We start from the raw sequence: 23,081 nt of genomic DNA, 5'->3' as shown, positions 1-23,081 counted from the left end.
ATAAAGGGAGCGGCTCCCCCCACTAACTTTTCATTTAACTATCTGAATTTATTTATATTTATATCGTAGCTCTGTGAGCTAGCTGACGACACCCGCAGCAAAATTGCTGCGCGGCTGTTTGCAGTGAAACCAGATGATGCTGCGCTGCAACATTCTGCGGGAAGGCGTGCGAAATCGAAGCGGCATTGCCTTTGCCGATTTGCTGGAAGAAATAGGCGATGCATCCACGCGACCAGACTATTTTCGCGTTATCCTCGGGGCGGCCGCCGAGTGCGATCGCCATCGTCAGGTTGTCTGGCCCAATGGCCGAGTCGGTCATTGCAGGACTGGCGGGCAAGACGCCGGTGCCGCGGCTGGCGACCCGCGCGCTGCTCCGCGATTCGAACCATCAACCGATCGATGACGCGGTCGTGCTGTGGTTTCCAGGCCCGGCCAGTGCCACCGGCGAAGACGTCGCCGAATTTCATGTCCATGGCGGACGCGCGGTGTTGGCGGCGATGTTCGATGCGATCGCGGCATTCGACAATGTGCGGCCGGCCGAGCCGGGCGAGTTCACCCGGCGGGCCTTCGAGAGCGGCAAGCTCGACCTGACCGAGGCCGAGGGCCTCGACGACCTGATCCACGCCGACACCGACCGTCAAAGGCGCCAGGCGCTCCGCCAGTTGAAGGGGTTGCTCGGCGACCGCGCGCGCGACTGGCGCGAGCGGATCATCGCGGCGTCGGCGCTGATTGAGGCCGGCATCGATTTCTCTGATGAAGGCGATGTGCCGGCCGAGCTGATCGCGCCGGCGCTCGAGCGGATTCGCGCGCTGCATGATGAGATCAAGCAAGTCCTTGCAGGGCAGGGGCAAGGTGAACGGCTGCGCGACGGCCTCGTGGTCGCGATTGCGGGTCCGCCGAATGTCGGCAAATCGACCCTGATCAATCAGCTTGCCAAGCGCGAGGTCGCGATCGTCTCGCCGCATGCCGGAACAACCCGCGATGTGATCGAGGTGCAGCTCGACCTCGACGGCTATCCGGTGACGGTCATCGACACCGCCGGCATTCGCGAGACCGACGACCCGGTGGAGCAGGAGGGCGTCCGCCGCGCCCGCGCCCGCGCCGCGGAGGCGGACCTCGTGCTGTGGCTGGCCGACAGCGGCGATGCAAAGGCGGGACATGGCGGAGCGACGCCGACCTGGCTGGTGCGGAACAAGATCGACCTGGTCAGGACCGCGGCGGGTGAGGGCGGCAGTTACCCCGAATTCAGGATCTCGGCTGCTCGTGGTGATGGGTTGTCAGAGCTGATCGCCGCGCTGGTCGGGTTCGCTCAGGACTATTTTGGAACCAGCGAAGGCGGCTTGATCAGTCGGACGCGGCAGCGCGGATTGTTGCAGGAGACGGTCGAATCCCTTCAGCGCAGCATCGACGTGGTCGGGCAGGGCGAAGAACTGGCGGCGGAGGAACTCCGGCGGGCCGCTTTCTCACTCGGTCGTCTGCTCGGCCGGGTGGATGTTGAAGACATCCTTGATGTTATCTTCCGCGAGTTCTGCGTCGGGAAGTAGCGGTCGCCCATCTGTTTCACGTGAAACGTGGTTTCGATCCGGTTAAGGAGCCCTCGGCCTGTTTCACGTGAAACAATTGCCGGTCAGACAGCCGCACTGTTTCACGTGAAACGGTTCCGCCTGTCATTGCGAGCGAGGCGAAGCAGTCCATATTTGCCTCGGGCTTCGGTCTCAGAGCGGCGATCCCAACTTCGTTCTTTCGGCTTTCGTGACTCCACGATAGAAGTCCCGGCATGACTTCCAGGGCAGACTCATTTGACGTCATCGTCATCGGCGGCGGCCATGCCGGCTGCGAGGCCGCGAGCGCTTCTGCCCGGATGGGCGCAAAGACCGCCTTGGTGACCCATCGTTTCGCGACCATCGGCGCGATGTCGTGCAATCCCGCCATCGGCGGGCTCGGCAAGGGCCATCTGGTCCGCGAAGTCGACGCGCTGGACGGTCTGATGGGCCGGGTGGCCGACGCCGGCGGCATCCAGTTTCGCATGCTGAATCGCCGGAAGGGTCCAGCGGTTCGTGGCCCCCGGGCCCAGGCTGACCGCAAGCTCTACGCTGCGGCGATGCAGGCGGCGATCACCGAGACCGCGAACCTCAGCATCATCGAAGGCGAGGCGGATGAACTGGTCGTCGTCGATGGTCGCGTGACCGGCATTTGCCTGGGCGATGGCCGCCGGCTGTCGGCGGGGGCGGTTGTCATCACGACCGGGACCTTCCTGCGTGGTCTGATTCATCTCGGCGAGAAGAATTGGCCGGCGGGCCGGGTCGGCGAGGCGCCGGCCATGGGCCTGTCTGCGTCCTTCGAACGGGCAGGGTTTGTGCTCGGCCGGCTCAAGACCGGGACACCGCCGCGCCTCGACGGCACCACGATCGACTGGTCCGCGGTCGAAATGCAGCCTGGAGACGAGCCTCCGGAGCCGTTTTCGGTCATGACTGACCGGATTACGACCCCGCAGATCCCGTGCGGCATCACCCGGACCACGCCGGCGGCCCATGAGGTGATCCGGGCCAATGTGCATCGCTCGCCGATGTATTCCGGCCAGATCAAGAGCTCCGGACCGCGCTATTGCCCCTCGATCGAGGACAAGATCGTCCGCTTCGGCGACCGCGACGGTCATCAGATCTTCCTGGAGCCGGAAGGGCTCGACGACACCACGGTCTATCCGAACGGCATCTCGACCTCGCTGCCGGAAGAGGTCCAGCTTGCGATCCTCGCCAGCATCCCGGGCCTTGAGCGGGTCAAGATGGTCCGGCCGGGCTATGCGATCGAATACGACCACGTCGACCCGCGCGAGCTCGATCCGACCCTGCAGACCAAGCGTCTGCGCGGGCTTTTCCTGGCCGGCCAGATCAATGGCACCACGGGCTATGAGGAGGCCGCGGGGCAGGGTGTTGTCGCCGGACTCAATGCCGCGCTCGCTGCCGGCAGTGCAGATCCGATCGTGTTCGACCGCGCCGACGGCTATCTCGGCGTGATGATCGACGATCTCGTGACCCGCGGGATCACCGAGCCGTATCGCATGTTCACTTCGCGCGCCGAATATCGGCTGACGCTGCGTGCTGACAATGCCGACCAGCGCCTGACCGACAAGGGCATTGCGCTCGGATGCGTCGGAACGGCGCGCGCCGAGCGCCATCGGACCAAGATGGCGGCGCTGGAGGCGGCCAAGCGGCTGGCGAAATCGCTCGCGATTACGCCGAATGAGGCCGCCAAGCACGGGCTCGCGCTCAATCGCGACGGCCACCGCCGGTCGGCCTTCGAGTTGCTGGCATACCCCGAGATCGAGTGGCCCGCGGTCCGGGCCATCTGGCCGGAGCTGTCGGCCATTGACCCTGCGATCGCGGTGCATCTCGAGATCGATGCCAAATACGATGTCTATCTGAAGCGCCAGACCGCCGATGTCGATGCGTTCCGGCGTGACGAGGGTCTGGTTCTGACCGACGTCGACTATGCCGATGTTCCCGGTCTTTCGAACGAAGCGCGCGTCAAGCTGCAGAAGGCGCAGCCGCGGACGGTCGGGCAGGCGGGCCGGATCGACGGCATGACGCCGGCGGCATTGGGTATCCTGGCGGCCTATCTGCGGCGCGAGGCGCGACGGAAGACTGCGAAGGCCTCTGCCTGACGTTTCACGTGAAACGGCAGGCGGCCCTCGTCATTGCGAGGAGCGGAAGCGACGAAGCAATCCATCGCTTCCTCACGCGGCACTACGGATTGCTTCGCTTCGCTCGCAACGACGAGCTCGACCGGCATTCCAGAGAATGGCTTCAATTTCGCAATCCGCCGAACTCAGTGTCTCCGCCAAGGACAAGGCCGCGGCGCTCGCGCTGACGCCTGTTTCACGTGAAACAGAGGCGCGGCTCGACCGCTACGTCGCCCTCCTCCTGGCGTGGCAGGCCAAGACCAATCTCGTCGCGCCATCGACGCTGCCGACCCTCTGGACCCGCCACGTCTCCGATTCGCTGCAGCTCCTGAGTCTGGCGCCGACGGCGAAGTCGTGGGTCGATCTCGGCAGCGGCGGCGGCTTCCCCGGTGTCGTGCTGGCCTGCGCGCTGGCCGAGACCCCGGGCGCGTCGATTCATTTGGTTGAGCGAATCGCCAAGAAGGCGGCATTCTTGCGCGAGGCGATACGGGTGACGGGCTAAGTCGGAGGCCAAGCGGTCTTAGGAAGACAACTATAACACTCAACTCCTTGGCTCACAGAACGACATGGCTACGATCCGACGCGGGCGCTGGCTCCGTTACATCAACTCATCGGCTTTGCGGAGCCGTGGGTCAAAAAGGGCGCCAAGGCGCTGTTTTTGAAGGGTCAAGATGTAGAGGCCGAATTGACCGAGGCCACTAAATATTGGATTATTGAGCCAAAGCTACACTCCAGCCGGACCGGCGGACAGGGCTGGATCGTCGAACTCGGGTCAATCGAGCGGCGCTAGGGGACTCCGCGAGAGCAAATGGTATTTTGGTATGACTGTGATGGACGAGGTTTATCAAGAGGATAAGGCGTCCCAGCCGCCTGGCCATCCGCGCATCCTGTCGCTCGCCAACCAGAAGGGCGGCGTCGGCAAGACCACCACAGCGATCAATCTTGGGACCGCACTCGCTGCGATTGGCGAGCGCGTCCTGATCGTCGATCTCGATCCGCAGGGCAACGCCTCGACCGGCCTCGGCATCGATCGCCGCAACCGCAGCTGCTCGACCTACGACGTCCTGATCGGCGAAGCGCCGCTGCGCGATGCCGTGGTCGCGACCGCGGTGCCGCGGCTGCACATCGCGGCTTCCACCATGGACCTCTCCGGCCTCGAGCTCGAGCTCGGCACCACGCCGGGCCGCGCGTTCCGGCTGCGCGATGCGATCGCAGGATTGAACAACAATGTCTCGCCGGAAGCCGACTACACCTACGTGCTGATCGACTGCCCGCCCTCGCTCAATTTGCTCACGGTGAATGCGATGGCGGCGTCGGACGCGATCCTGGTGCCGCTGCAATGCGAGTTCTTTGCGCTCGAAGGTCTGTCGCAATTGCTGCAGACCGTGGAGCAGGTGCGCTCGACGCTCAATCCGAACCTGTCGATCCACGGCATCGTGCTGACCATGTTCGACTCGCGCAACAACCTCTCCAACCAGGTCGTTGCCGACGTGCGCCAGTTCATGGGCGACAAGGTCTACGACACCATGATCCCGCGCAACGTGCGCATCTCCGAGGCGCCGTCCTACGGCAAGCCGGTTCTGGTCTACGACCTCAAATGTGCCGGCAGCGATGCGTATCTCAAGCTCGCCACCGAAGTGATCCAGCGCGAGCGCGAGCTGCGCACGCATTGATGTTGCGTAGGATGGGTAGAGCGAAGCGAAACCCATCACTCTCATTGCGAGCCGCGATGGGTTTCGCTTCGCTCTACCCATCCTACGTTTCTTTTGAAATTCAAGTCTGGAGTACTGCGTGTGAATCCAAGGGAGCTCGCAACAATGGCCGATGAAGCGCGTTCGCGACTGGGGCGCGGGCTGGCAAGCCTGATCGGAGATGTCGGCGGCGAGGCGGCCGCGCATGTCGAGCGGCCGCGCAACCAGCGCAAGGTGCCGATCGAATTCCTCAAGGCCAACCCGCGTAACCCGCGGCGCACCTTCGCCGACACCGAGCTCGGCGAGCTTGCCGATTCGATCAGGCAGCGCGGCGTGATCCAGCCGATCGTGGTGCGTGCGATCAAGGGCGCGCAGGACCGCTACGAGATCATCGCCGGCGAGCGCCGCTGGCGCGCCTCGCAACTCGCCGGCCTGCACGAAGTGCCGATCGTGCCGGTCGAGGTCTCTGATTCCGACGCGCTCGAGATCATGATCATCGAGAACGTCCAGCGCGAAGACCTCAATGCGATGGAAGAGGCGCAGGGCTATCACGCACTCGCCGACGAGTTCAAACGCAGCCAGGAAGAGATCGCCAAGATCGTCGGCAAGAGCCGCAGCCATGTCGCCAACATGATGCGGCTGACCAAGCTGCCGCCTGAGGTGCAGGCGCTGATCTCGAAGGGCGATCTCTCCGCCGGCCACGCCCGCGCGCTGATCGGCGTGCCGGATCCGCTCGCTGCAGCGAAGCGCATCGTCGCCGAGGGTCTCAACGTTCGCCAGGCCGAGGCACTGGCGCATGAGGAGGGCGTGCCGGAGCGCAAGCCGCAGAAGGCGCGCAGCGGCAGCGCGGCCAAGGTCGACAAGGATGCCGACACGCTGGCGCTCGAGAAGCGCGTCAGCGATGCGCTCGGCCTTGCCGTCACCGTCAGCCATCGCGATCCCGGCGGCACCGTCCAGATCAGCTACCGCAACCTCGAGCAGCTCGACGAAGTGGTGCGGCGGCTGGAGGGCGGCTAGCGGTTTCGTCATTCCGGGGCCCGCGTCAGCGCGAACCCGGAATCTCTTTTTCAACATCTCTGGATTCCGGGTTCATGCTTCGCATGCCCCGGAATGACTTCTTCAATTTACCCCCGCCGCTTCGCATTCGCCGCGATCGAGAGCAGCGCGCGCTGCGCGATCACGGCGGCGAGCGAGGCCTGCTTGCGCATGTCGAGTGCCGCGGTGGCGAGCTGATCGATCACGTTCACCAGCCGTGGCGGCGTGAAATTGCGCAGCGCGATCTCGACCGCGGGTTTGCGCGAGAAGTGCAGCCGCGGGAATCCGCCTTCGAGCACGGCTGACGCCGGCGTGCCGTCCGCGATCGCGAGCGCTGATTTGTGCAGCCATGCCGCCTGGCGCTGCGCGGCCGAGATGATCACGCCGGGATAGGTGCCGGCGACCATTGCCTTGGTGAACTCGCTCTCGACCAGCGCGGCGTTGCCGGCGAAGGCGCCGTCGACGATCGGGTCGAGCTTCAGCTCGGAGGCGTCGGACACCACGGTCATGACGTCCTCGAGCGTGATCTCGCCCTTGCCGTGCGCGAACAGCGCCAGCTTGCGCAGCTCGTTGCGCGAAGCCATGCGGTCGCCGCCGAGCAGCGACATCAGTACCGCGCGCGCATCCTGTGCGAGCCGCAGATTCGATGCGCGCAGCTCGTCCTCGATCAGCTTGGTGAGATCGCGCTCGGTGTCGGGATAACAGCCGATCGCCACCGCATTCTTGGCGCGCTCGCAGATCTTGCGCAGCGGCGATTCCGGCCTGAGCTCGCCGGCCTCGATCACGATGCGGCAATCCCTGAGCGCCGTGGTCTCGGTCAGCGTCTCGACGCCACTCGAGAAGTTGCGCGAGCCGGCGCGGACGCGGATGGCGCGGCGGCCGCCGAACAGCGGCACCGTCATGGCCTCGTCGACCAGCCGCGACGGCTCGGCGGCGAGCTCGTCGCCATCGAGCCGCACCAGCGAGAATGGATCGTTGGGATCGTCGACCGCGGAGGCCATCAGCGCGTCGGCACGCTCGCGCACCAGCCCGAGGTCCGGGCCGTACAGCAGGATCATCGGACGGCCGGCGTCAGGCCGGGCGAGGAAGCTGTCGATCTCTTTTCCGCGAAGCGCGACCATCTCGCCTTTAAACTGTCATTCCGGGGCGCCTCGTCAGAGGCGAACCCGGAATCTCGATCCATCATCTCCAGATCCCGGGTTCGCGCCAGTGGCGCGCACCGGAATGACCTCCCGCCTCAGGTTCCGGTGGAGAAGAAGGAGGCGAGGCGGGTCTGGATGTTGTCGGCGATCTCCTGCGCGGCGCGGTCCTCGGCGTCGCGGAAGGCGCGGGCGCGGGCGAAGCGCTGGTACGAGCCGGGCATATCATAGGACACGCGCGAGAACGTGGTGCCGGTCATCACAGACTTGTTCGACGCGATCTCGATCAGGTTGAACTGGGCGTCGATGGCGTAGTTCTCGCTGGTCGGCAGCGCGGTGGCCGGATCGATCATCAGCGAGGAGCGGCTGGTGTTGAAGCGCAGCACCAGCCGATGCGTCGGCGGCATGCCGGTGGCGGTGCCGTAGAGCTTGAAGGCGAGGGCGTTGCGGACCTCGACGCCGACCCGGGCCTCGCGCGAGGCGTTCGGCTTGTCGACCGGCGGAACCTCGACGCCCATCAGCTTTTCGCGCAGCGCGGACGACTGGCCGTCGAGGGTGCGCTCGGCATACATCGGCTGGAAGCATCCGGCCGTCAGTGCGGCCAAGGAGGCCACGGCCACGAGCCGGGCGGCGATCCTGATCCTAGCCGACAACATTGACGATCCTCATGGGCACCACGATCACCTTGCGGACGGGATTGCCGCCCAAGGCGGCTTTTACCGCATCGAGCGCCAAAACGGCAGCCTCTATATCCGCATTTTGGGCCGCCCGTGGCACGGTAACATCACCTCGTTTTTTACCGTTGACCTGGACGACCAGGGTCACGCTGTCTTCGACCAGCAAATCGCGCTCGATTTGCGGCCAATCGGCCTCGGAAACCAGCCCGGTCTGGCCCAGAACCACCCAGCACTCCTCGGCCAGATGCGGCATCATCGGCGAAAACAGCTGCACCAGGATGGTCGCCGCCTCCTTGACGGCCCAAGAAACATCTGGAGCTAGGTCCGGTGCCGGCTTGTCGCCTTTCGCCAGCACCTCGGACAGCGCATTGGCGAACTCGCGGATATGCGCGAGACACACGTTGAAATGCAGCCGCTCGATGCCGGACGACACCTTGTCGAGCGCGCCATGGGCCGCCTTGCGCAGCGCCAGCGCCTCGGGCCCGAACGTGGCTGGCCGGGCCGCCGGCGCCGTCCTGGCGATTTCGGCCGATTCGTTCACCAGCCGCCACAGCCGCTGCACGAAGCGTGAGGCACCCTGCACGCGCTCGTCGCTCCAGATCACGTCGCGGTCCGGCGGCGAGTCCGACAGCATGAACCAGCGCGCGACGTCGGCGCCGTAGCTCGCGATGATGTCGTCGGGGTCGACGGTGTTCTTCTTCGACTTCGACATCTTCTCGATCGGGCCGATCGCGACGTCCTCGCCGGTCGCCATCAGCACCGCGCGGCGGCCGTTGCCGCCAACCTCGATCTTCACCTCGGCCGGCGTGACCCAGCTGCCGTCGGCCTTCTGGTAGGTCTCGTGCACCACCATGCCCTGGGTGAACATGCCGGCGAACGGCTCGCTCATGTCGACGTGGCCGGTGGCCTTCATCGCGCGGGTGAAGAAGCGGCTGTAGAGCAGATGCAGAATCGCGTGCTCGACGCCGCCGATATACTGATCGACCGGCATCATCCGGTTGGCGACCGCAGGCGTGGTCGGCGCGGTCTCGTTCCACGGGTCGGTGAAGCGCGCGAAATACCAGGACGAGTCCACGAAGGTGTCCATCGTGTCGGTCTCGCGCACGGCCTTGGCCCCGCACTTCGGGCAGCTGACGTGCTTCCAGGTCGGGTGATGGTCGAGCGCGTTGCCCGGCTTGTCGAAGCTGACATCCTCCGGCAGCGTCACCGGCAGCTGGTCGTCGGGCACCGGCACCACGTCGCATTTCGGGCAGTGGATCACCGGGATCGGGCAGCCCCAGTAGCGCTGGCGCGAAATGCCCCAGTCGCGCAGGCGGAAATTCACCTGCCGCTCGCCGACCGGCGCATTACCGCGGACTTCGCTTTCCAGCCGCTTGGCGACCTCTTCCTTGGCCGCTTCGATCGTCATGCCGTCGAGGAAGCGCGAATTGATCATGCGGCCGTCGCCGTCATAGGCGACGTCGGTGATGACGAACGTCTTCGGGTCCTGGCCCTCGGGGCAGACCACCGGCACATTGCCGAGATTGTACTTGTTGACGAAGTCGAGGTCGCGCTGGTCGTGCGCCGGGCAGCCGAAGATCGCGCCGGTGCCGTATTCCATCAGCACGAAGTTCGCGACATAGACCGGCAGCTTCCAGCTCGGATCGAACGGATGCACCGCCTTGATGCCGGTGTCGAAACCCTGCTTTTCTGCGGTGTCGATGATCGACTGCGCGGTGCCGATCTTCTTGATGTCGGCGATGAACTCCGCGAGCTTCGGGTTCTTCGCGGCAGCCGCTACCGCCAGCGGATGATCCGCCGAGATCGCCATGAACTTGGCGCCGAACAGCGTGTCCGGCCGCGTGGTGAAGATCTTCAGCTCGCTCTCGCCGGCCGGCGTGGTCGCCGCATCCAGTGCAAAGCGGATCAACAGGCCCTCGGAGCGGCCGATCCAGTTGCGCTGCATCAGCCGCACCTTGTCGGGCCAGCGGTCGAGACCATCCAGCGCTTCCAGGAGCTCCTGCGAGTACTTCGTGATCTTGAAGACCCACTGGCTCATCTCGCGCTGCTCGACGACGGCGCCCGAGCGCCAGCCACGGCCGTCGATCACCTGCTCGTTGGCGAGCACGGTCATGTCGACCGGATCCCAGTTCAGCTTGCGCTTCTCGCGCTCGGCGAGGCCGGCGCGCAGCATGTCCAAAAACATCTTCTGCTGATGCTTGTAGTAGCCGGGGTCGCAGGTCGCGAACTCGCGCGACCAGTCGAGCGACAGCCCGATCGACCGCAGCTGTTTCTTCATCGCGGCGATGTTGTCGTAGGTCCAGGCCTTCGGCGCCACCTTGCGCTCGATCGCGGCATTCTCCGCCGGCAGGCCGAACGCGTCCCAGCCCATCGGGTGCAGCACGTTGTAGCCCCTGGCGCGCATGAAGCGGGCCAGCACGTCGCCGAGCGTGTAGTTGCGGACATGGCCGATATGGATGCGCCCCGACGGATAGGGGAACATCTCGAGCACGTAGTATTTCGGCCGCGGATCGTCGTTCTTGGAGGCGAAGATCGCCTTTTCGTCCCACAGGCGCTGCCAGCGGGGCTCGGATTCACGGGCGTTGTAGCGTTCGGCGGTCATGAAATCGCAAGGATTTTGGGTGGCTTTGGGTGGTTTTCGGGTCCCGTCCGGGGACGGCGGACTAGGCCACAAAAGCGCCTGCGCGGTCAACGGCTTGGGGCCTCCAAACGTCCCATCCCCTCGCGCAGCCGCCCTGCCGCTGTCGCAGGGGCGCCGTCTGCAGCCTCCTCGACGTCCTGGCGAAGGCCTGGACCACAGAGCTTTTTCGAGGAAGGGATCGTGGCCCCAGCTTCGCGCAATAATAAACGGTGGGGGTAATCGGTCCTGACCTTCGCCAGGACGACGCTGAATATGCGGCGTCGCCGATGGTCATGGTTCCGCGCTCATGGCGCGGCTCGATCACGCACGATCTCAACTCGCCAGCGCCATCCCGGCTTCGTCCAGCGTCTGCAGGAAGCCGTGCTCGATCACGGCGTTCCTGCCGCGGCGCTTGGCGGCGTAGAGGGCGGCATCCGCAGCTTCGATCAGGTCGCCGGGGCGCTGGGTCTCGTTCGGTCTGGTCGTCGCGACGCCGACGCTGACGGTGACGACGCAGTGGCTCGAGGACGCGTGCGGCACGGCGAGGCCGAGCACGGCGGTGCGCACGGTCTCGCCGATCGCGAGCGCATGCGCGGCGTCGGTGTTCGGCAGCAAGAGGCAGAATTCCTCGCCGCCATAGCGGCCGGCGAAGCCCATGGTGTCGGCGGCGATCCCCGACAGCACTTCGCCGATTCGGGTCAGGCAGGCATCGCCTTCGGGATGGCCGTAGGTGTCGTTGTAGAGCTTGAAGTGATCGACATCGATCATCATCAGCGACAGCTCGCATTCATATTGCTGCGCCCGCATCCACTCGAAGTCGAGCCGGCTCTGGAAGCCGCGGCGATTGGCAAGGCCGGACAGCGCATCGATCGAGGCCATCACGGTGAGACGATCGTTGGAGGCGACCAGCTCGCGCTCGCGCTGGCTGAGCTGCGCCGCCATCGCGTTGAAGGCACGCGCCAGCGGCACGAATTCCGCCGGCAGCTTGTGCTTGGCGACGCGCGCCGACCAGTCGCCCTCGCCGAACCGCCGCGCCATGCCGGTCATCAGCTCGATCGGATGGATGACGAGCCGCTCGGCGCCGACCAGGGCGCCCAACAAGACGAAAAGGCAGACAAATCCAAGCTGCAGATAGGCGGTGCGGATCTCGCGGTTGATCGCCGCCGTCACCTTGGCCTCGTCCATGCTCACGATCAGCCGGGACTGCGTGCCGGCGATGCGCGCGAAGCTCAGCGTGCGCTGTGCGCCGTCGGACGCGGTGAACGACACCGAGCCGGACGGCTCGTCATAGCTCAGCGCCTTCTCGGCGATCGCTGCCATCAGCGGGATGGTGTCGAGCGAGCGGCCGATCAGGCTCGCATGATCGGCGGGCGCGGCGATCACGACGCCGGTAGAGTCGACCAGCACGGCCGACATGCCGGGCTGGCCGCCGAGATTGGCCATGATCTGCGACAGCCAGTCGATATTGATGCCGGCGACCACGACGGCATCCTGCTCCGGATTGATCGCGGCCACCGGATACGCGGCCATCATCATCGGGCGGCCATTGGTCCTGCCGCGCAGATAGTCGCTGAACACGAAGTCGCGGTTGTCCTGCGCCTTCTTGAAATATTCGCGGTCGCCGACATTGAGGCCGACCTGGACGTTGAGGGTCGAGCACTGCACCAGCCCGTCCCTGGAGACGAACATGATGCTGCGGATCCAGGGCAGCACCGTCGGCAGGCTGGCGCGCAGCACCTCGCAGCTCTGCGCGATGCCGCCGGAAGCGCGGATGTAGGCTGCGGACTTCAGCATGGTCTCGACCGAGGAGACCACCTCGCGCTGGGTTTCCGCGGCATGCGCGGTGAGGCTGGCATAGCCGGCCGCGGCCTGCGCGATCTGCTTGCTGCGGGAATCCTCCAGCGTGCGGACGCGGTCCAGCATCAGGGGCGCGACCAGCATCAGCGCAAGCAAGGCCAGCCGGGCACGAATTCCCAGAACCTTCTTGAGCCTGACCCGGTTGCGGTTGAAAGTAACGCCCGACATTCTATTCCCTTGCCCGTGCGCAAGTTAGAATGCAGGGCTTCAAAAAGCCTTTCCCGAATTTGGTAAAATTCGAGCCAACCCCCCGCACCTGTCAGAGAACGGCACAAGCATGACGCAAAGCCCGACCACGCCGTTACCGGCCGATTCACCACATGGCCTCGCCGCCGTCGAACGCGAGATCGTCCATGCCTGCAAGGAAGCGCGGCGCGACCGCACGTCGGTGACCTTGATCGCGGTGTCGAAGACGTTCGCGGCCGACGCAATTTTGCCGATTATCGGCGCCGGACAGCGCGTATTTGGCGAAAATCGCGTGCAGGAGGCCAAGGGCAAGTGGCCGGCGCTAACCCAGGCTCATCCGGGATTGCAGCTGCATCTGATCGGACCGTTGCAGTCGAACAAGGCCAAGGAGGCCGTCGCGCTGTTCGATGCGATCCATTCGGTCGATCGCGCCAGCATTTGCGAAGCGTTAGCCAAGGAAATCAAAAATCAAGGCAAGCACCCGGAACTGTTCGTCCAGATCAATACCGGCGAGGAGCCGCAGAAGGCCGGCGTCGCACCGCAGGACGCGGATACCTTCATCGCGGCATGCCGTGACACCTACGGCCTGCAGATATCAGGACTGATGTGCATCCCGCCGGTCGACCAGGCGCCGGCGCCGCACTTTGCGCTCTGCGCCAAGATCGCCGCGCGCAACGGGCTGACGAATCTCTCGATGGGCATGAGCGCGGATTTCGCGGTGGCGATCCAGATGGGGGCGACCCACGTGCGGGTGGGCTCGGCGATCTTCGGGACGCGGACGGTGCCGCATAACTGACTGTCGTCCCCTGCTTTCGAAAGCAGGGAGAACAGCGGTGTGTGTGGCGCGTGCGCGGCGCCTACACGAACCGCACCGACACTTTTCCGATCGCGCCAAAATCGGCGGCGAATTTATCGCCGGCGGTGATCGGCAGCGGGGGATGGCAGGTGCCTGTGGTGACGACTTCCTCTGCCCGCAAGGTCAGCCCGAGCGCGCGCAGCTCGTTGGCGCACCAGGCGAGCGCTGCGCAGGGATCACCGAGCACGTTCTTGCCGTGGCCGATATAGCGCTCGCCGCGCAGCGTGATGACCGGGCGGTCCTCGACCAGGTCGATCGCGCGCCAGTCGGCTGAGGTTGGGGGTCCGAGCACGAACAGATGCGCGCAGGCATTGTCGGCGATCAGCTGCGCTTCGCCGGCGGCGACGAAATCGGCGAAACGCGAATCCGGAATCTCGATCGCCGGATGCAGCGTGCCGACGGCCTCCAGCACCTCCTGCATGCTGTACGGCGTCGTGCGCGGCGCGAGATCGCGCGCCATGCGGAAGGCGTATTCCGGCTCGCCGACGCGCATCTCGTTGCCCTGCATCGACGCGGTGCCGCCATCCGGTATCACCGTCTCGGCAAGGATGCGCCCGGCGAGCGGTCCGGCGACATTGATGTGCTTCTGGCCGGCCGCGCTGGTCGCCGCGATCTTCCAGCCGAACAGTTTTTTGCGCGACGTCTTTTCCAGTTCGGCCTGCACCGCATAGCCCTCGGCGCGATCGCGCGGCCGAATGGCGACATCGAGCGCTGCGAGCTTGGTGCCGGCGTGCCAGTGATCGTGCAGGACCTTCGAGGCGGCGGCGATCTTGTTGTTGTCGAGCATGCTGTTTCGCTCCCCGCGGGAATTATTTTCTGTTGTGCACGATCTCAGCACAAACGCGTCGCGTCTGTCGCGTGGGAAAACCGATGCTGAGCTATTCCACTACCCTACCCAATAACGATCCGGGTCTGCGGCGACATCCGCCGCAACAGCCGCAGCATCGAGGTCTTCGTCATCGAGACGCAGCCCGCGGTCGGCGAGAAATTCGGCCGCGCCAGATGCAGGAACACCGCGCTGCCGCGGCCGGCGACGCGCGGTGCAGCGTTGTGATCGATCTCGATAATGAAGTCGTAGAGATGGTCCTCGCGAGTCAGGCGGTCGCCGCCCTGCGCCCGATCGAGCCGGATCGGCTGGTTGTAGTGACGGTCGGCGGGGTCCTCGCACCAGGCGTCCTCGCGGTGGATCGGCCGGGTCGGCAGGAAAGTCGTCGGACGCTGGTGCCGGTCGGCGCGCCACCAGAGCTGGCGCGGATGGAAGACGCCGCGCGGCGTGCCGCCGTCGCCCTCGCGCTTGTTGGCGAGGATTCCGCCGCGCCCGAGCGCCACCGGCACGGTCCAGCCGTCAGCCGACAGCCAGCCCCGGCGCGGGTCGCCGGCGGCTGCTCGGACCTCGATGATGGAGAGCGGGCGATCACGTTTGGCTGTCATATAAGTGATTGAAATAGCTGACCTTCCCCTAAGAATCGTTCCAAACTGAGCTTGCCTTGGAGGTTCAGAACATCCTATCTCCCGGCATTACAGGACATTCACGTCCTGCCCCGCCGGATTTGAGGTAGACTGCGTTGCCTTGTGAATCGGTAACAATCGCCTACCTGAACACATATCTAGCCGATGTTACGGCCATAAGCGTCCTCTGCTTCTGACCGCCCGCCCCCGAAGGATTGTACCTATGGCCAATGCCCGCAAGATCTTGATCGTGGATGACGATACCGATCTGCGCGATACGCTGGTCGAGCAGCTGTCGCTGCACGAGGAATTCGAAGCCTCCGCAGTCGACACCGGCGCCAAGGGCGCCACTGCCGCCAAAGCCAATTCCCCCGATCTGGTCCTGATGGACGTCGGCCTGCCCGACACCGATGGCCGCGAAGTGGTCCGCTCGCTCCGCAAGGGCGGCTTCAAGGCTCCGATCATCATGCTGACCGGCCACGACACCGATTCCGATACGATCCTGGGGCTCGAATCCGGCGCTAACGACTATGTGGCGAAGCCATTCCGCTTCGCGGTGCTGCTGGCCCGGATCCGGGCGCAGCTCCGCCAGCACGAGGCCAGCGAGGACGCGGTGTTCTCGGTCGGTCCGTACTCGTTCCGGCCCGGCTCGAAGATGCTGACCGGCGCCAATGCCAGGAAGGTGCGGCTGACCGAGAAGGAAACCGCGATCCTCCGCTTCCTCTACCGCGCCGGCCAGATGCCGGTGTCGCGCGAGACCCTGCTCCAGGAAGTCTGGGGCTACAATTCCGGTGTCACCACCCACACGCTGGAAACCCACATCTACCGCCTCCGCCAGAAGATCGAGAAGGACGCCGCCAACCCGGAAATCCTGGTGACGGAAGCCGGTGGCTACAAGCTGGTGCCGTGATACGCTTTGCGCTCAACGATTCGTGAAATCGAGGCGCACCGCGGTTACCGGACCTGAATGTCGATCGATGATGACGTAGCCCTGCTCGAGCGCGTCCCGACAATGCGTCTGTTGGGCGAGAGCTCGTTGCGCATGCTGGCGATCGGCTCCGAGCAACGTGATTTCAACGCAGGCGACGTGCTGTTCAGGGCCGGCGACGCTGCGGATGCCGGCTATGTCGTGCAGCGCGGCACCTTCCGCGTCGAGGAAGGCGGCGCCGAGATCATCGCCGGTCCCGGCGCGCTGATCGGCGAGCTCGCATTGATCGTCGCGATGAAGCGGCCATCGACCGCCACCGCGCTGGAGCGCGGCTCGGTGATCCGAGTCGCGCGTAGCCTGTTCCAGCGCGTGCTGGAAAGCGATCCCGCCGCGGCCCTTCGGCTGCGCGACGAGCTCGCGCTGCGCACCAGCCAGCTCGCAAGCGATATCCTGATGGCGGGCGGGAAGCTGAGTACGTGATCTTTCCGCGCGTCATTCCGCAAGTTCATTAAACCGTCACCTGAGGTGCGAGCCTTGCGGCGCAATTGCGCCGCTGGGCGAGCCTCGAAGGGTCGACGGCCACCAGCCGGGCCGTGCACCCTTCGAGACGCGCGTTCCGCGCTCCTCAGGATGACGGGTCGAGGGTCGGCGGCGCCCTTAAACCTCCATCACCGCCGTCACCGGCACGTGGTCCGACGGGCGCTCCCAGCTGCGGGCGTCGCGGGTGATCTTGAAATCGCTGACCTGATCCTTCAGCGCGCGCGAGACCCAGATGTGATCGAGCCGTCGGCCGCGATCGCCGACGGTCCAGTCCGCCGCGCGGTAGCTCCACCAGGTGTAGACCTTTTCCGACATCGGGATCCGCTCGCGCGCGATGTCGAACCATTCGCCATGCGCCTGCGCGGCGAGCAGCTTCTCGGTTTCGACCGGCGTGTGCGAGACCACCTTGAGCAGCTGCTTGTGCGACCACACGTCGTTCTCATGCGGCGCGACGTTGAGGTCGCCGACCAGGATGTGGCGGTCGTCGCCGCGCGGATGCAGCGGCTCGCAGGCCTTCATCTCGTCGAGGAATTGCAGCTTGTGCTCGAATTTCGGATTGAGCGCGGGATCGGGAATGTCGCCGCCGGCCGGCACGTAGAAATTATGCAGCACCAGCGGCTTTGACAGCTGCGCCTTCTCGCCGAAGGACACCGAGATGTGTCGTGAATCGATCTTGTCGCAGAACGTCCTGATGTCGGTCGTCTCGAACGGCAGGCGCGAGACGATGGCGACGCCGTGATAGCCCTTCTGTCCGTTCAGCGCGACGTGCTCATAGCCGAGCCGCTTGAAGCGCTTGAGCGGAAACGCATCGTCGATGCATTTGGTCTCTTGCAGGCACAGCACATCCGGCCGCGCGCTCTTGATGAACTTGGCGACGGTGTCGATGCGCAGGCGCACCGAGTTGATGTTCCAGGTGGTGACGGAGAACCGCATGAGAGGTGCGTCTTAGCACGGTTCTCGGTGCGGATTTCAATTGTCCACAGGGAGGCTCCCACCTCGCCCCGCTTGCGGGGAGAGGTCGGATCGCATGGAGCGAAGCGCAATGTGATCCGGGTGAAGGGACTCACCGCGTACTCGCGTCTTTCGGATTCGTGGAGGCAGCCCCTCACCCAACCCTCCAAGAGCGAGCTTCGCTCGTCTCGACCCCGCAAGAGCGGGGCGAGGGAGAAGGAAAGGCGGTCAGCCCGGCGAGGTGCCGGGATAGGTCGTGAAGTCGATCTTGAACAGCGCCGGATCGGGCTTCTGCGTCGCGTCGAGATTGTAGACCGCAACTGTCGTGTCGTAGCCCTGCGGGTCGGTAACGGTCCACTGCTTGAGCTTGCCGTCCTTGGCGCCGATCATCAGCAGGAAGCGGCTGGTGCCGACCAGCGCCTGCTTTTCCTCGATCGTGATGCTGACGAACACGTCGTCGGCGGTGACGCTGATGACGTTGGTGTCCTTCATCAGGTCGATGCGGTCCGACAGCAGATAGCGCAGCGGGGTCTGCGACAGCGGATAGACGTCCTGGGTGGCGAGCCTGCGGTCGCGCACCGCGACCGAGGAGCCGTCCGCGATTACCTCGATCGGGCTCGGATCGTCATATTCGAAGCGCAGCTTGCCGGGCTTCTGGATGTAGAAATCGCCCTTGGTCTTGGTGCCGTCGGGGCCGACCTGGACGAAATTTCCGACCAGCGTTTGCAGCGACGAGAGATAGGCCGAGACCTTGGCGGCCTGCGCCTTCTGGTTGGCGTCGAAGGTCTGGAAGATGTTGGCGGGCACGTTGCGGCGCGGATCGGGAATCACCGGGTTCGGCGGTGCCTGGGTGGCGCCCGTCGTCGTCGGACCCTTGTCCGCATTGGTCTGCGCGCCGGCGTCCTTCTTTGGCGCAGCCTTGGATCCGGCGTTGGGCGCGGGCTTCGGGGGCGGCGCATTCTGCGCAGTCGCAGCGCCGGCGATCGCGGCGGTGACGAGAAGAGCCAGCGCGGTGCGCGTGCCGCGGTCAATGAGGTGTTTTGCCATCAGATATGTCAGGTCTCTGTTCGACGCTCGTCCCGCTGCGCCGGATTTTATCCCGCCTCTTCCGAGGGAGATATGGTTTTTCCGTGATGATCGTCCCCGATCAGAACTGGCCTTCTTCCTCCCCGACCAGGATTTCGCGCTTTCCGGCGTGATTCGCCGGACCGACGATGCCCTCAAGTTCCATCCGCTCCATCAGCGAGGCCGCGCGGTTATAGCCGATCTGCAGCCGGCGCTGAATGTAGGAGGTCGACGCCTTGCGGTCGCGCTTGACGATCGCAACCGCCTGCGTGAACAGATCGCCGCCGCCGTCGCCGCCCATGCCGGTGGCATCGAACACGGCACCGTCCTCGTCGGTCGGCTCTTCCGCGGTGACGGCTTCGAGATATTCCGGTGCGCCTTGCGTCTTGAGGTGACGCACGACCTTCTCGACTTCCTCGTCCGAGGCGAACGGTCCGTGCACGCGGCTGATGCGGCCGCCGCCCGCCATGTAGAGCATGTCGCCCTGGCCGAGCAGCTGCTCGGCGCCCATCTCGCCAAGGATGGTGCGGCTGTCGATCTTCGACGTCACCTGGAAGGCGATCCGGGTCGGGAAGTTCGCCTTGATCGTGCCGGTGATGACGTCGACCGACGGACGCTGCGTGGCGAGGATGACATGCAGGCCGGCGGCGCGCGCCATCTGCGCGAGGCGCTGCACCGCGCCTTCGATATCCTTGCCGGCGACCATCATCAGGTCGGCCATCTCGTCGACGATGATGACGATGTAGGGCAGCGGCTCGAGGTCGAGCTTCTCTTCCTCGTAGATCGCCTTGCCGCTCTCTTTGTCGAAGCCGGTGTGGACGGTGCGCGTCAGCTCTTCGCCCTTGGCCTTGGCTTCGACCAGGCGCGCATTGTAGCCGTCGATGTTGCGCACGCCGAGCTTGGCCATCCGCTTGTAGCGCTCTTCCATCTCGCGCACGGCCCATTTCAGCGCCACCACCGCCTTCTTCGGATCGGTGACGACGGGCGTCAACAGATGCGGGATGCCGTCATAGACGGAGAGTTCGAGCATCTTCGGATCCACCATGATCAGGCGGCATTGATCCGGCCGCAGCCGGTAGACCAGGCTCAGGATCATGGTGTTGATCGCGACCGATTTACCGGAGCCGGTGGTGCCGGCGATCAGCATATGCGGCGTGCGCGCCAGATCGATGATGACGGGGTCGCCGCCGATCGTCTTGCCGAGGCACAGCGGCAGCTTCGCAACCGAATCGACGCTTTCCTTGGCGACCAGAAGCTCGCGCAGATAGACCTTCTCGCGATGCGCGTTGGGCAGCTCGATGCCGATCGCGTTACGGCCGGCGACGACCGCGACGCGGGCCGACAGCGCGCTCATCGAGCGCGCGATGTCGTCGGACAACCCGATCACGCGCGACGACTTGATGCCGGGCGCCGGCTCGAGCTCGTACAGCGTGACCACCGGGCCGGGATTGGCCTTGACGATCTCGCCGCGCACGCCGAAGTCCTGCAGCACGCCCTCGAGCGAGCGCGAATTGGCTTCGAGCTCGGCCTTGCTCAGCGGCTGTCGATCGCTGGCCTTCGGCGCACTGAGCACGGAGACCGAGGGCAGCTCGAACTTGTCGGAATTCTTCTTCTTCGGCTTCGGCTCGGCCTTCTTGCGCGGGGCGCGGGCGGCGGGAGCTTCGTCCTCCTCGTCCTCCTCTTCCTCATCGTCGTCGAAAGCTTCAGCCTCGTCCTCATCATGGTCTTCATGCGCGGGCGCGATCGAGGGCGCCGAGCGGCCGCCGCCGATATTCGGCTCTTGGCGCTCGAACGCAGCGCTGCGGCTCTGGGCTCCGCTCGAGACCAGCGATTTGTAGGCGGTGGTCAGCAGCCAGCCGAGCCGCGCTTTGGCGCTCATCAGCGCATGGAACAGCCAGCCCAGCGAGACCGAGCTGCGGTCGTTGTCTTCTTCCTCGACGAACGGCTCGTCGTCGTCGGAGATCGGCGTCAGCTCGTCGTCCTGCTCCTTGGCACCCCAGCCGCAGGCGAACAGGAAGCTTGCCGCCATCGCGACGAACAGGATCAGGCCGAGCACGACGCGATAGATGAAGCCGGGCGGGCCGAACACGACGGCCGGCGCACGCAGCAGCGCGTCGCCGACCACGCCGCCGAGCCCGGTCGGCAGCGGCCATGCGGTGTTGTGCGGCCAGCAGCTGGCGAAGCCCGCCGCGATCACCGTGCACAGGATCCAGCAGCCGAGCCGCAGCGCCTCGCGGTCGAACGGGCGATGCGTCAGCATCCGCCAGCCCCACACCGCGACCGGCAGCAGCAGCATGATCGCGCCGAGACCGAGAATCTGCATCAGGAGGTCGGCGCCGATCGCGCCGGGATAGCCGAGCACGTTGCGGATCGCGCGCGAGGTGGCGTGGCTCAGCGACGGATCCTGCACCGACCAGGTCATCAGCGCCGCCGTGATGGCGCCGGACAGCGCGATCAGGCCGAGCCCGGTGAGTTCGCGCAGCCGTCGCGCCAGCGCCTCGCGGAGCGAGAGCGGCAGATGGCCGACCAGGGGGATGACACGTTCGATCGCTGGCATACTCAATCTTCGCGCTTCGCGATTAACCCAGGGTTTCGACCAGGCGATGCATCGCCTCGGCCGTCGATTCACTGTCGGAGACGAGCGCAAGGCGGATATAGCCCGCGCCCGGATTGGAACCGTCGGTCTGCTGGCGCGCCAGATAGCTGCCGGGAATCACGCGCACGCCGGCGTCGCGATAGAGCCTGACCGCCGCAGCCTCGTCGCCGCCGCGCTCGGAGACGTCGAGCCAGACGCAGAAGCCGCCGGCGGGACGCTTGTAGCCGTAGCGGTTGCCGAGGATCTGGTCGGCGAAATCGAACTTGATGCGATAGAGCCTGCGGTTCTCCTCGACATGCGCCTCGTCGCTATAGGCGGCGACCGCGACATGCTGCAGCGGCACCGGCACCTGCGGTGCGGCGACATTGCGCAGCTCGTGGAATGCGGCCAGAAACTTCCTGTCGCCCGCGGCGAAGCCGACCCGCATGCCCGGCAGGTTCGAGCGTTTCGACAGCGACTGGAACGCCACGACATTGCTGAAGTCGGGACCGGCGCATTCGAGAACGCTGCCCGGCGCCTCGCGGGTGTAGATTTCCGAGTAGCACTCGTCGCTCAGGATGATGAAGCCATAGCGATCGGCGAGCTCTTTCAGCCGTGTGAAGTAGGCGCGCGAGGCGACCGAGCCCTGCGGATTGGCGGGCGAGGCGATGAAGAACGCGACGGTGCGCGCCAGCGTCGCCTCGTCGATCGAATCGAGGTCGGGCAGGAAACCGTTAGCGAGCGTGGTCGGCAGGTAGATCTGCTCGCAGCCGGCCGCGCGGGCGCCGGCGCCATAGGCCGGATAGAACGGGTTCGGCATCAGGATCGCCGGCCGGCCCTTGCGCGGCGCGACGTAGCGCGAGGCTGATATCGCGGCAAAGAACAGCCCCTCGCGGCTGCCGTTCAGCACCATCACCTCGCTCTCCGGATCGACCGGTCGCGGCAACTGGAACCGGCTTCCCAGCCATATCGCGACGGCGCGGCGGAACGGTTCGATGCCCTTGGCGATCGGGTAGCGGCCGAACTCGGCGGTATGCTTTGCCAGCACCGGTCCGACGAAATCGGGCACCGGGTGCTGCGGCTCGCCTAATGACAGCGTAATCAAGGGCTTGGCGGGCTGATACGGCGCCAGCAGCTCGGTCGTGCGCAGGAAAGGGGAACGCTCGGCCTGGCCGGCGGATGCGACATCGCCGGCGCCCTGCGCCAAGCCGGATGAGGCGGTCATTGCCATGATTGAAATGCCAGCACTTTCACTGCGGTCGGAGGGTAGGGGCGCCGACCGTAAACCGATCAAGTCACCATAGATAGGGCGAGGTTAAGACGCGATTAACCATCGGCGGTGCGGCACGATCGGCCGACGCGTGATATCCGCGCTGATCCCAAGGCACCGCATCGAAATTGCTCCGAGACATGATCCACCGCCGCGCCGTCCGGGCGCTCATCATCACCGGCGAGCGCGAAGTCCTGCTGATGCGGATTCGCCCGCCGCACGGCGGCGACTGCTTCTGGATCGCGCCGGGCGGCGGCGTCGAGGGCGACGAGACGGCTGAAGCGACGTTGCAGCGGGAACTGGCCGAGGAGTTGGGGCTGATCGATTTCGAGCCCGGGCCCGCAATATGGCGGCGGCACCACACCTTCAACTGGGGCGGCAGGCGGATTTCCCAGAAAGAGGAATACCGGATCGTTCACGCGGATCGCTTCACGCCGGTGATGGCCGACGAGGCCGAGGCGCGCGTGCTCGATTGCTTCCGCTGGTGGTCTTGGTTGTGTGCAAACGGATAGGTCGGACGTGGCCGTGGTCGCCAATTATTGCAGGCGGCCGATGTTGTCGCG

The 23,081-nt window shown here is 65.4% G+C and carries 19 protein-coding genes and 2 pseudogenes; 10 read left to right on the top strand and 11 right to left on the bottom strand.

Annotation, left to right across the window (positions count from 1 at the left end; genetic code table 11):
• Positions 1 to 58 precede the first annotated feature (58 nt).
• Complete coding sequence (locus tag Q2M23_RS35215; protein ID WP_316398504.1) at positions 59 to 319, bottom strand: hypothetical protein; 261 nt, start codon at positions 317 to 319, stop codon at positions 59 to 61.
• Here Q2M23_RS35215 and mnmE point away from each other — a divergent pair.
• From mnmE to Q2M23_RS35190, 6 genes and pseudogenes are all read left to right on the top strand, one after another.
• The gene (mnmE, locus tag Q2M23_RS35210; protein WP_316398487.1) at positions 219 to 1,544 is read left to right on the top strand and encodes a tRNA uridine-5-carboxymethylaminomethyl(34) synthesis GTPase MnmE; all 1,326 of its coding nucleotides are present in this window, start codon (positions 219 to 221) and stop codon (positions 1,542 to 1,544) included. The two genes, Q2M23_RS35215 and mnmE, sit on opposite strands and share 101 nt — an antisense overlap.
• Before the next feature lie 233 nt (positions 1,545 to 1,777).
• Positions 1,778 to 3,661, top strand: a complete 1,884-nt coding sequence (gene mnmG / locus Q2M23_RS35205) for a tRNA uridine-5-carboxymethylaminomethyl(34) synthesis enzyme MnmG (protein ID WP_316398486.1) — start codon at positions 1,778 to 1,780, stop codon at positions 3,659 to 3,661.
• A 136-nt stretch (positions 3,662 to 3,797) separates the two neighbouring features.
• Positions 3,798 to 4,185 (top strand): annotated as a pseudogene (locus Q2M23_RS44190) (16S rRNA (guanine(527)-N(7))-methyltransferase RsmG); the annotation flags it as partial.
• Between the two features lie 77 nt (positions 4,186 to 4,262).
• A pseudogene (locus Q2M23_RS44185) lies at positions 4,263 to 4,469 on the top strand (16S rRNA (guanine(527)-N(7))-methyltransferase RsmG); the annotation flags it as partial.
• Between the two features lie 31 nt (positions 4,470 to 4,500).
• Entirely contained in the window at positions 4,501 to 5,352 is an 852-nt protein-coding gene (locus tag Q2M23_RS35195; RefSeq protein WP_028335813.1) for a ParA family protein, read from the top strand.
• 144 nt (positions 5,353 to 5,496) lie between these two features.
• On the top strand, positions 5,497 to 6,387 hold the full coding sequence (locus tag Q2M23_RS35190; protein ID WP_229190427.1) for a ParB/RepB/Spo0J family partition protein: 891 nt from the start codon (positions 5,497 to 5,499) through the stop codon (positions 6,385 to 6,387).
• 107 nt (positions 6,388 to 6,494) lie between these two features.
• Here Q2M23_RS35190 and holA read toward each other — a convergent pair whose 3' ends face one another.
• The 4 genes from holA to Q2M23_RS35170 form a co-directional block, all read right to left on the bottom strand.
• The gene (gene holA / locus Q2M23_RS35185) at positions 6,495 to 7,526 is read right to left on the bottom strand and encodes a DNA polymerase III subunit delta (RefSeq protein ID WP_316398485.1); all 1,032 of its coding nucleotides are present in this window, start codon (positions 7,524 to 7,526) and stop codon (positions 6,495 to 6,497) included.
• A 116-nt stretch (positions 7,527 to 7,642) separates the two neighbouring features.
• A complete protein-coding gene (gene lptE / locus Q2M23_RS35180; protein ID WP_316398484.1) occupies positions 7,643 to 8,200 on the bottom strand; it encodes an LPS assembly lipoprotein LptE in 558 nt (185 codons plus the stop codon).
• On the bottom strand, positions 8,187 to 10,823 hold the full coding sequence (gene leuS, locus Q2M23_RS35175; RefSeq protein WP_316398483.1) for a leucine--tRNA ligase: 2,637 nt from the start codon (positions 10,821 to 10,823) through the stop codon (positions 8,187 to 8,189). Before leuS ends, lptE begins: the two co-directional genes overlap by 14 nt.
• A 351-nt stretch (positions 10,824 to 11,174) precedes the next feature.
• Positions 11,175 to 12,866: a diguanylate cyclase domain-containing protein gene (locus tag Q2M23_RS35170; protein WP_076833669.1), complete on the bottom strand. Its 1,692-nt coding sequence runs from the start codon at positions 12,864 to 12,866 to the stop codon at positions 11,175 to 11,177.
• 109 nt (positions 12,867 to 12,975) lie between these two features.
• Between Q2M23_RS35170 and Q2M23_RS35165 the strand changes: the two genes are divergently transcribed.
• Entirely contained in the window at positions 12,976 to 13,680 is a 705-nt protein-coding gene (locus Q2M23_RS35165) for a YggS family pyridoxal phosphate-dependent enzyme (protein WP_057020325.1), read from the top strand.
• A gap of 61 nt (positions 13,681 to 13,741) precedes the next feature.
• Here the strand turns inward: Q2M23_RS35165 and Q2M23_RS35160 are convergent, their stop codons facing one another.
• Complete coding sequence (locus tag Q2M23_RS35160; RefSeq protein ID WP_316398482.1) at positions 13,742 to 14,527, bottom strand: hydratase; 786 nt, start codon at positions 14,525 to 14,527, stop codon at positions 13,742 to 13,744.
• A gap of 104 nt (positions 14,528 to 14,631) precedes the next feature.
• Positions 14,632 to 15,171: a L,D-transpeptidase gene (locus tag Q2M23_RS35155; protein ID WP_253638231.1), complete on the bottom strand. Its 540-nt coding sequence runs from the start codon at positions 15,169 to 15,171 to the stop codon at positions 14,632 to 14,634.
• Positions 15,172 to 15,412: 241 nt separating this feature from the next.
• Between Q2M23_RS35155 and Q2M23_RS35150 the strand changes: the two genes are divergently transcribed.
• Complete coding sequence (locus Q2M23_RS35150) at positions 15,413 to 16,099, top strand: response regulator transcription factor (protein WP_016841446.1); 687 nt, start codon at positions 15,413 to 15,415, stop codon at positions 16,097 to 16,099.
• Between the two features lie 57 nt (positions 16,100 to 16,156).
• A complete protein-coding gene (locus Q2M23_RS35145) occupies positions 16,157 to 16,597 on the top strand; it encodes a cyclic nucleotide-binding domain-containing protein (protein ID WP_316398481.1) in 441 nt (146 codons plus the stop codon).
• Positions 16,598 to 16,774: 177 nt separating this feature from the next.
• Here the strand turns inward: Q2M23_RS35145 and Q2M23_RS35140 are convergent, their stop codons facing one another.
• From Q2M23_RS35140 to Q2M23_RS35125, 4 genes are all read right to left on the bottom strand, one after another.
• Positions 16,775 to 17,590, bottom strand: coding sequence for an exodeoxyribonuclease III (locus tag Q2M23_RS35140; RefSeq protein WP_028335822.1), 816 nt, complete (start codon positions 17,588 to 17,590; stop codon positions 16,775 to 16,777).
• Positions 17,591 to 17,836: 246 nt separating this feature from the next.
• Positions 17,837 to 18,655 (bottom strand): outer membrane lipoprotein carrier protein LolA, encoded by an 819-nt coding sequence (locus Q2M23_RS35135; RefSeq protein WP_028335823.1) that lies wholly within the window; start codon positions 18,653 to 18,655, stop codon positions 17,837 to 17,839.
• A 100-nt stretch (positions 18,656 to 18,755) separates the two neighbouring features.
• A complete protein-coding gene (locus tag Q2M23_RS35130; RefSeq protein ID WP_316398480.1) occupies positions 18,756 to 21,236 on the bottom strand; it encodes a DNA translocase FtsK in 2,481 nt (826 codons plus the stop codon).
• 16 nt (positions 21,237 to 21,252) lie between these two features.
• Positions 21,253 to 22,479 (bottom strand): aminotransferase class I/II-fold pyridoxal phosphate-dependent enzyme, encoded by a 1,227-nt coding sequence (locus Q2M23_RS35125; protein WP_316398479.1) that lies wholly within the window; start codon positions 22,477 to 22,479, stop codon positions 21,253 to 21,255.
• Between the two features lie 179 nt (positions 22,480 to 22,658).
• On the opposite strand from Q2M23_RS35125, the gene Q2M23_RS35120 reads away from it, so the two are divergent.
• The gene (locus tag Q2M23_RS35120; protein ID WP_316398478.1) at positions 22,659 to 23,030 is read left to right on the top strand and encodes an NUDIX domain-containing protein; all 372 of its coding nucleotides are present in this window, start codon (positions 22,659 to 22,661) and stop codon (positions 23,028 to 23,030) included.
• Positions 23,031 to 23,081: the final 51 nt, after the last annotated feature.

It is taken from the genome of Bradyrhizobium sp. 33ap4 (assembly GCF_032654765.1).
Classification (GTDB): domain Bacteria; phylum Pseudomonadota; class Alphaproteobacteria; order Rhizobiales; family Xanthobacteraceae; genus Bradyrhizobium; species Bradyrhizobium australafricanum.
This window is presented reverse-complemented; position numbering and strand designations above follow the sequence as displayed.

Excerpts from the sequence above, each read along its gene's own strand:
- mnmE (WP_316398487.1), top strand. The coding sequence starts at position 219 with ATGCATCCACGCGACCAGACTATTTTCGCGTTATCCTCGGGGCGGCCG.
- Q2M23_RS35215 (WP_316398504.1), bottom strand. The coding sequence starts at position 319 with ATGACCGACTCGGCCATTGGGCCAGACAACCTGACGATGGCGATCGCA.
- mnmG (WP_316398486.1), top strand. The coding sequence starts at position 1,778 with ATGACTTCCAGGGCAGACTCATTTGACGTCATCGTCATCGGCGGCGGC.
- Q2M23_RS35195 (WP_028335813.1), top strand. The coding sequence starts at position 4,501 with ATGACTGTGATGGACGAGGTTTATCAAGAGGATAAGGCGTCCCAGCCG.
- Q2M23_RS35190 (WP_229190427.1), top strand. The coding sequence starts at position 5,497 with ATGGCCGATGAAGCGCGTTCGCGACTGGGGCGCGGGCTGGCAAGCCTG.
- holA (WP_316398485.1), bottom strand. The coding sequence starts at position 7,526 with ATGGTCGCGCTTCGCGGAAAAGAGATCGACAGCTTCCTCGCCCGGCCT.
- lptE (WP_316398484.1), bottom strand. The coding sequence starts at position 8,200 with ATGTTGTCGGCTAGGATCAGGATCGCCGCCCGGCTCGTGGCCGTGGCC.
- leuS (WP_316398483.1), bottom strand. The coding sequence starts at position 10,823 with ATGACCGCCGAACGCTACAACGCCCGTGAATCCGAGCCCCGCTGGCAG.
- Q2M23_RS35170 (WP_076833669.1), bottom strand. The coding sequence starts at position 12,866 with ATGTCGGGCGTTACTTTCAACCGCAACCGGGTCAGGCTCAAGAAGGTT.
- Q2M23_RS35165 (WP_057020325.1), top strand. The coding sequence starts at position 12,976 with ATGACGCAAAGCCCGACCACGCCGTTACCGGCCGATTCACCACATGGC.
- Q2M23_RS35160 (WP_316398482.1), bottom strand. The coding sequence starts at position 14,527 with ATGCTCGACAACAACAAGATCGCCGCCGCCTCGAAGGTCCTGCACGAT.
- Q2M23_RS35155 (WP_253638231.1), bottom strand. The coding sequence starts at position 15,171 with ATGACAGCCAAACGTGATCGCCCGCTCTCCATCATCGAGGTCCGAGCA.
- Q2M23_RS35150 (WP_016841446.1), top strand. The coding sequence starts at position 15,413 with ATGGCCAATGCCCGCAAGATCTTGATCGTGGATGACGATACCGATCTG.
- Q2M23_RS35145 (WP_316398481.1), top strand. The coding sequence starts at position 16,157 with ATGTCGATCGATGATGACGTAGCCCTGCTCGAGCGCGTCCCGACAATG.
- Q2M23_RS35140 (WP_028335822.1), bottom strand. The coding sequence starts at position 17,590 with ATGCGGTTCTCCGTCACCACCTGGAACATCAACTCGGTGCGCCTGCGC.
- Q2M23_RS35135 (WP_028335823.1), bottom strand. The coding sequence starts at position 18,655 with ATGGCAAAACACCTCATTGACCGCGGCACGCGCACCGCGCTGGCTCTT.
- Q2M23_RS35125 (WP_316398479.1), bottom strand. The coding sequence starts at position 22,479 with ATGGCAATGACCGCCTCATCCGGCTTGGCGCAGGGCGCCGGCGATGTC.
- Q2M23_RS35120 (WP_316398478.1), top strand. The coding sequence starts at position 22,659 with ATGATCCACCGCCGCGCCGTCCGGGCGCTCATCATCACCGGCGAGCGC.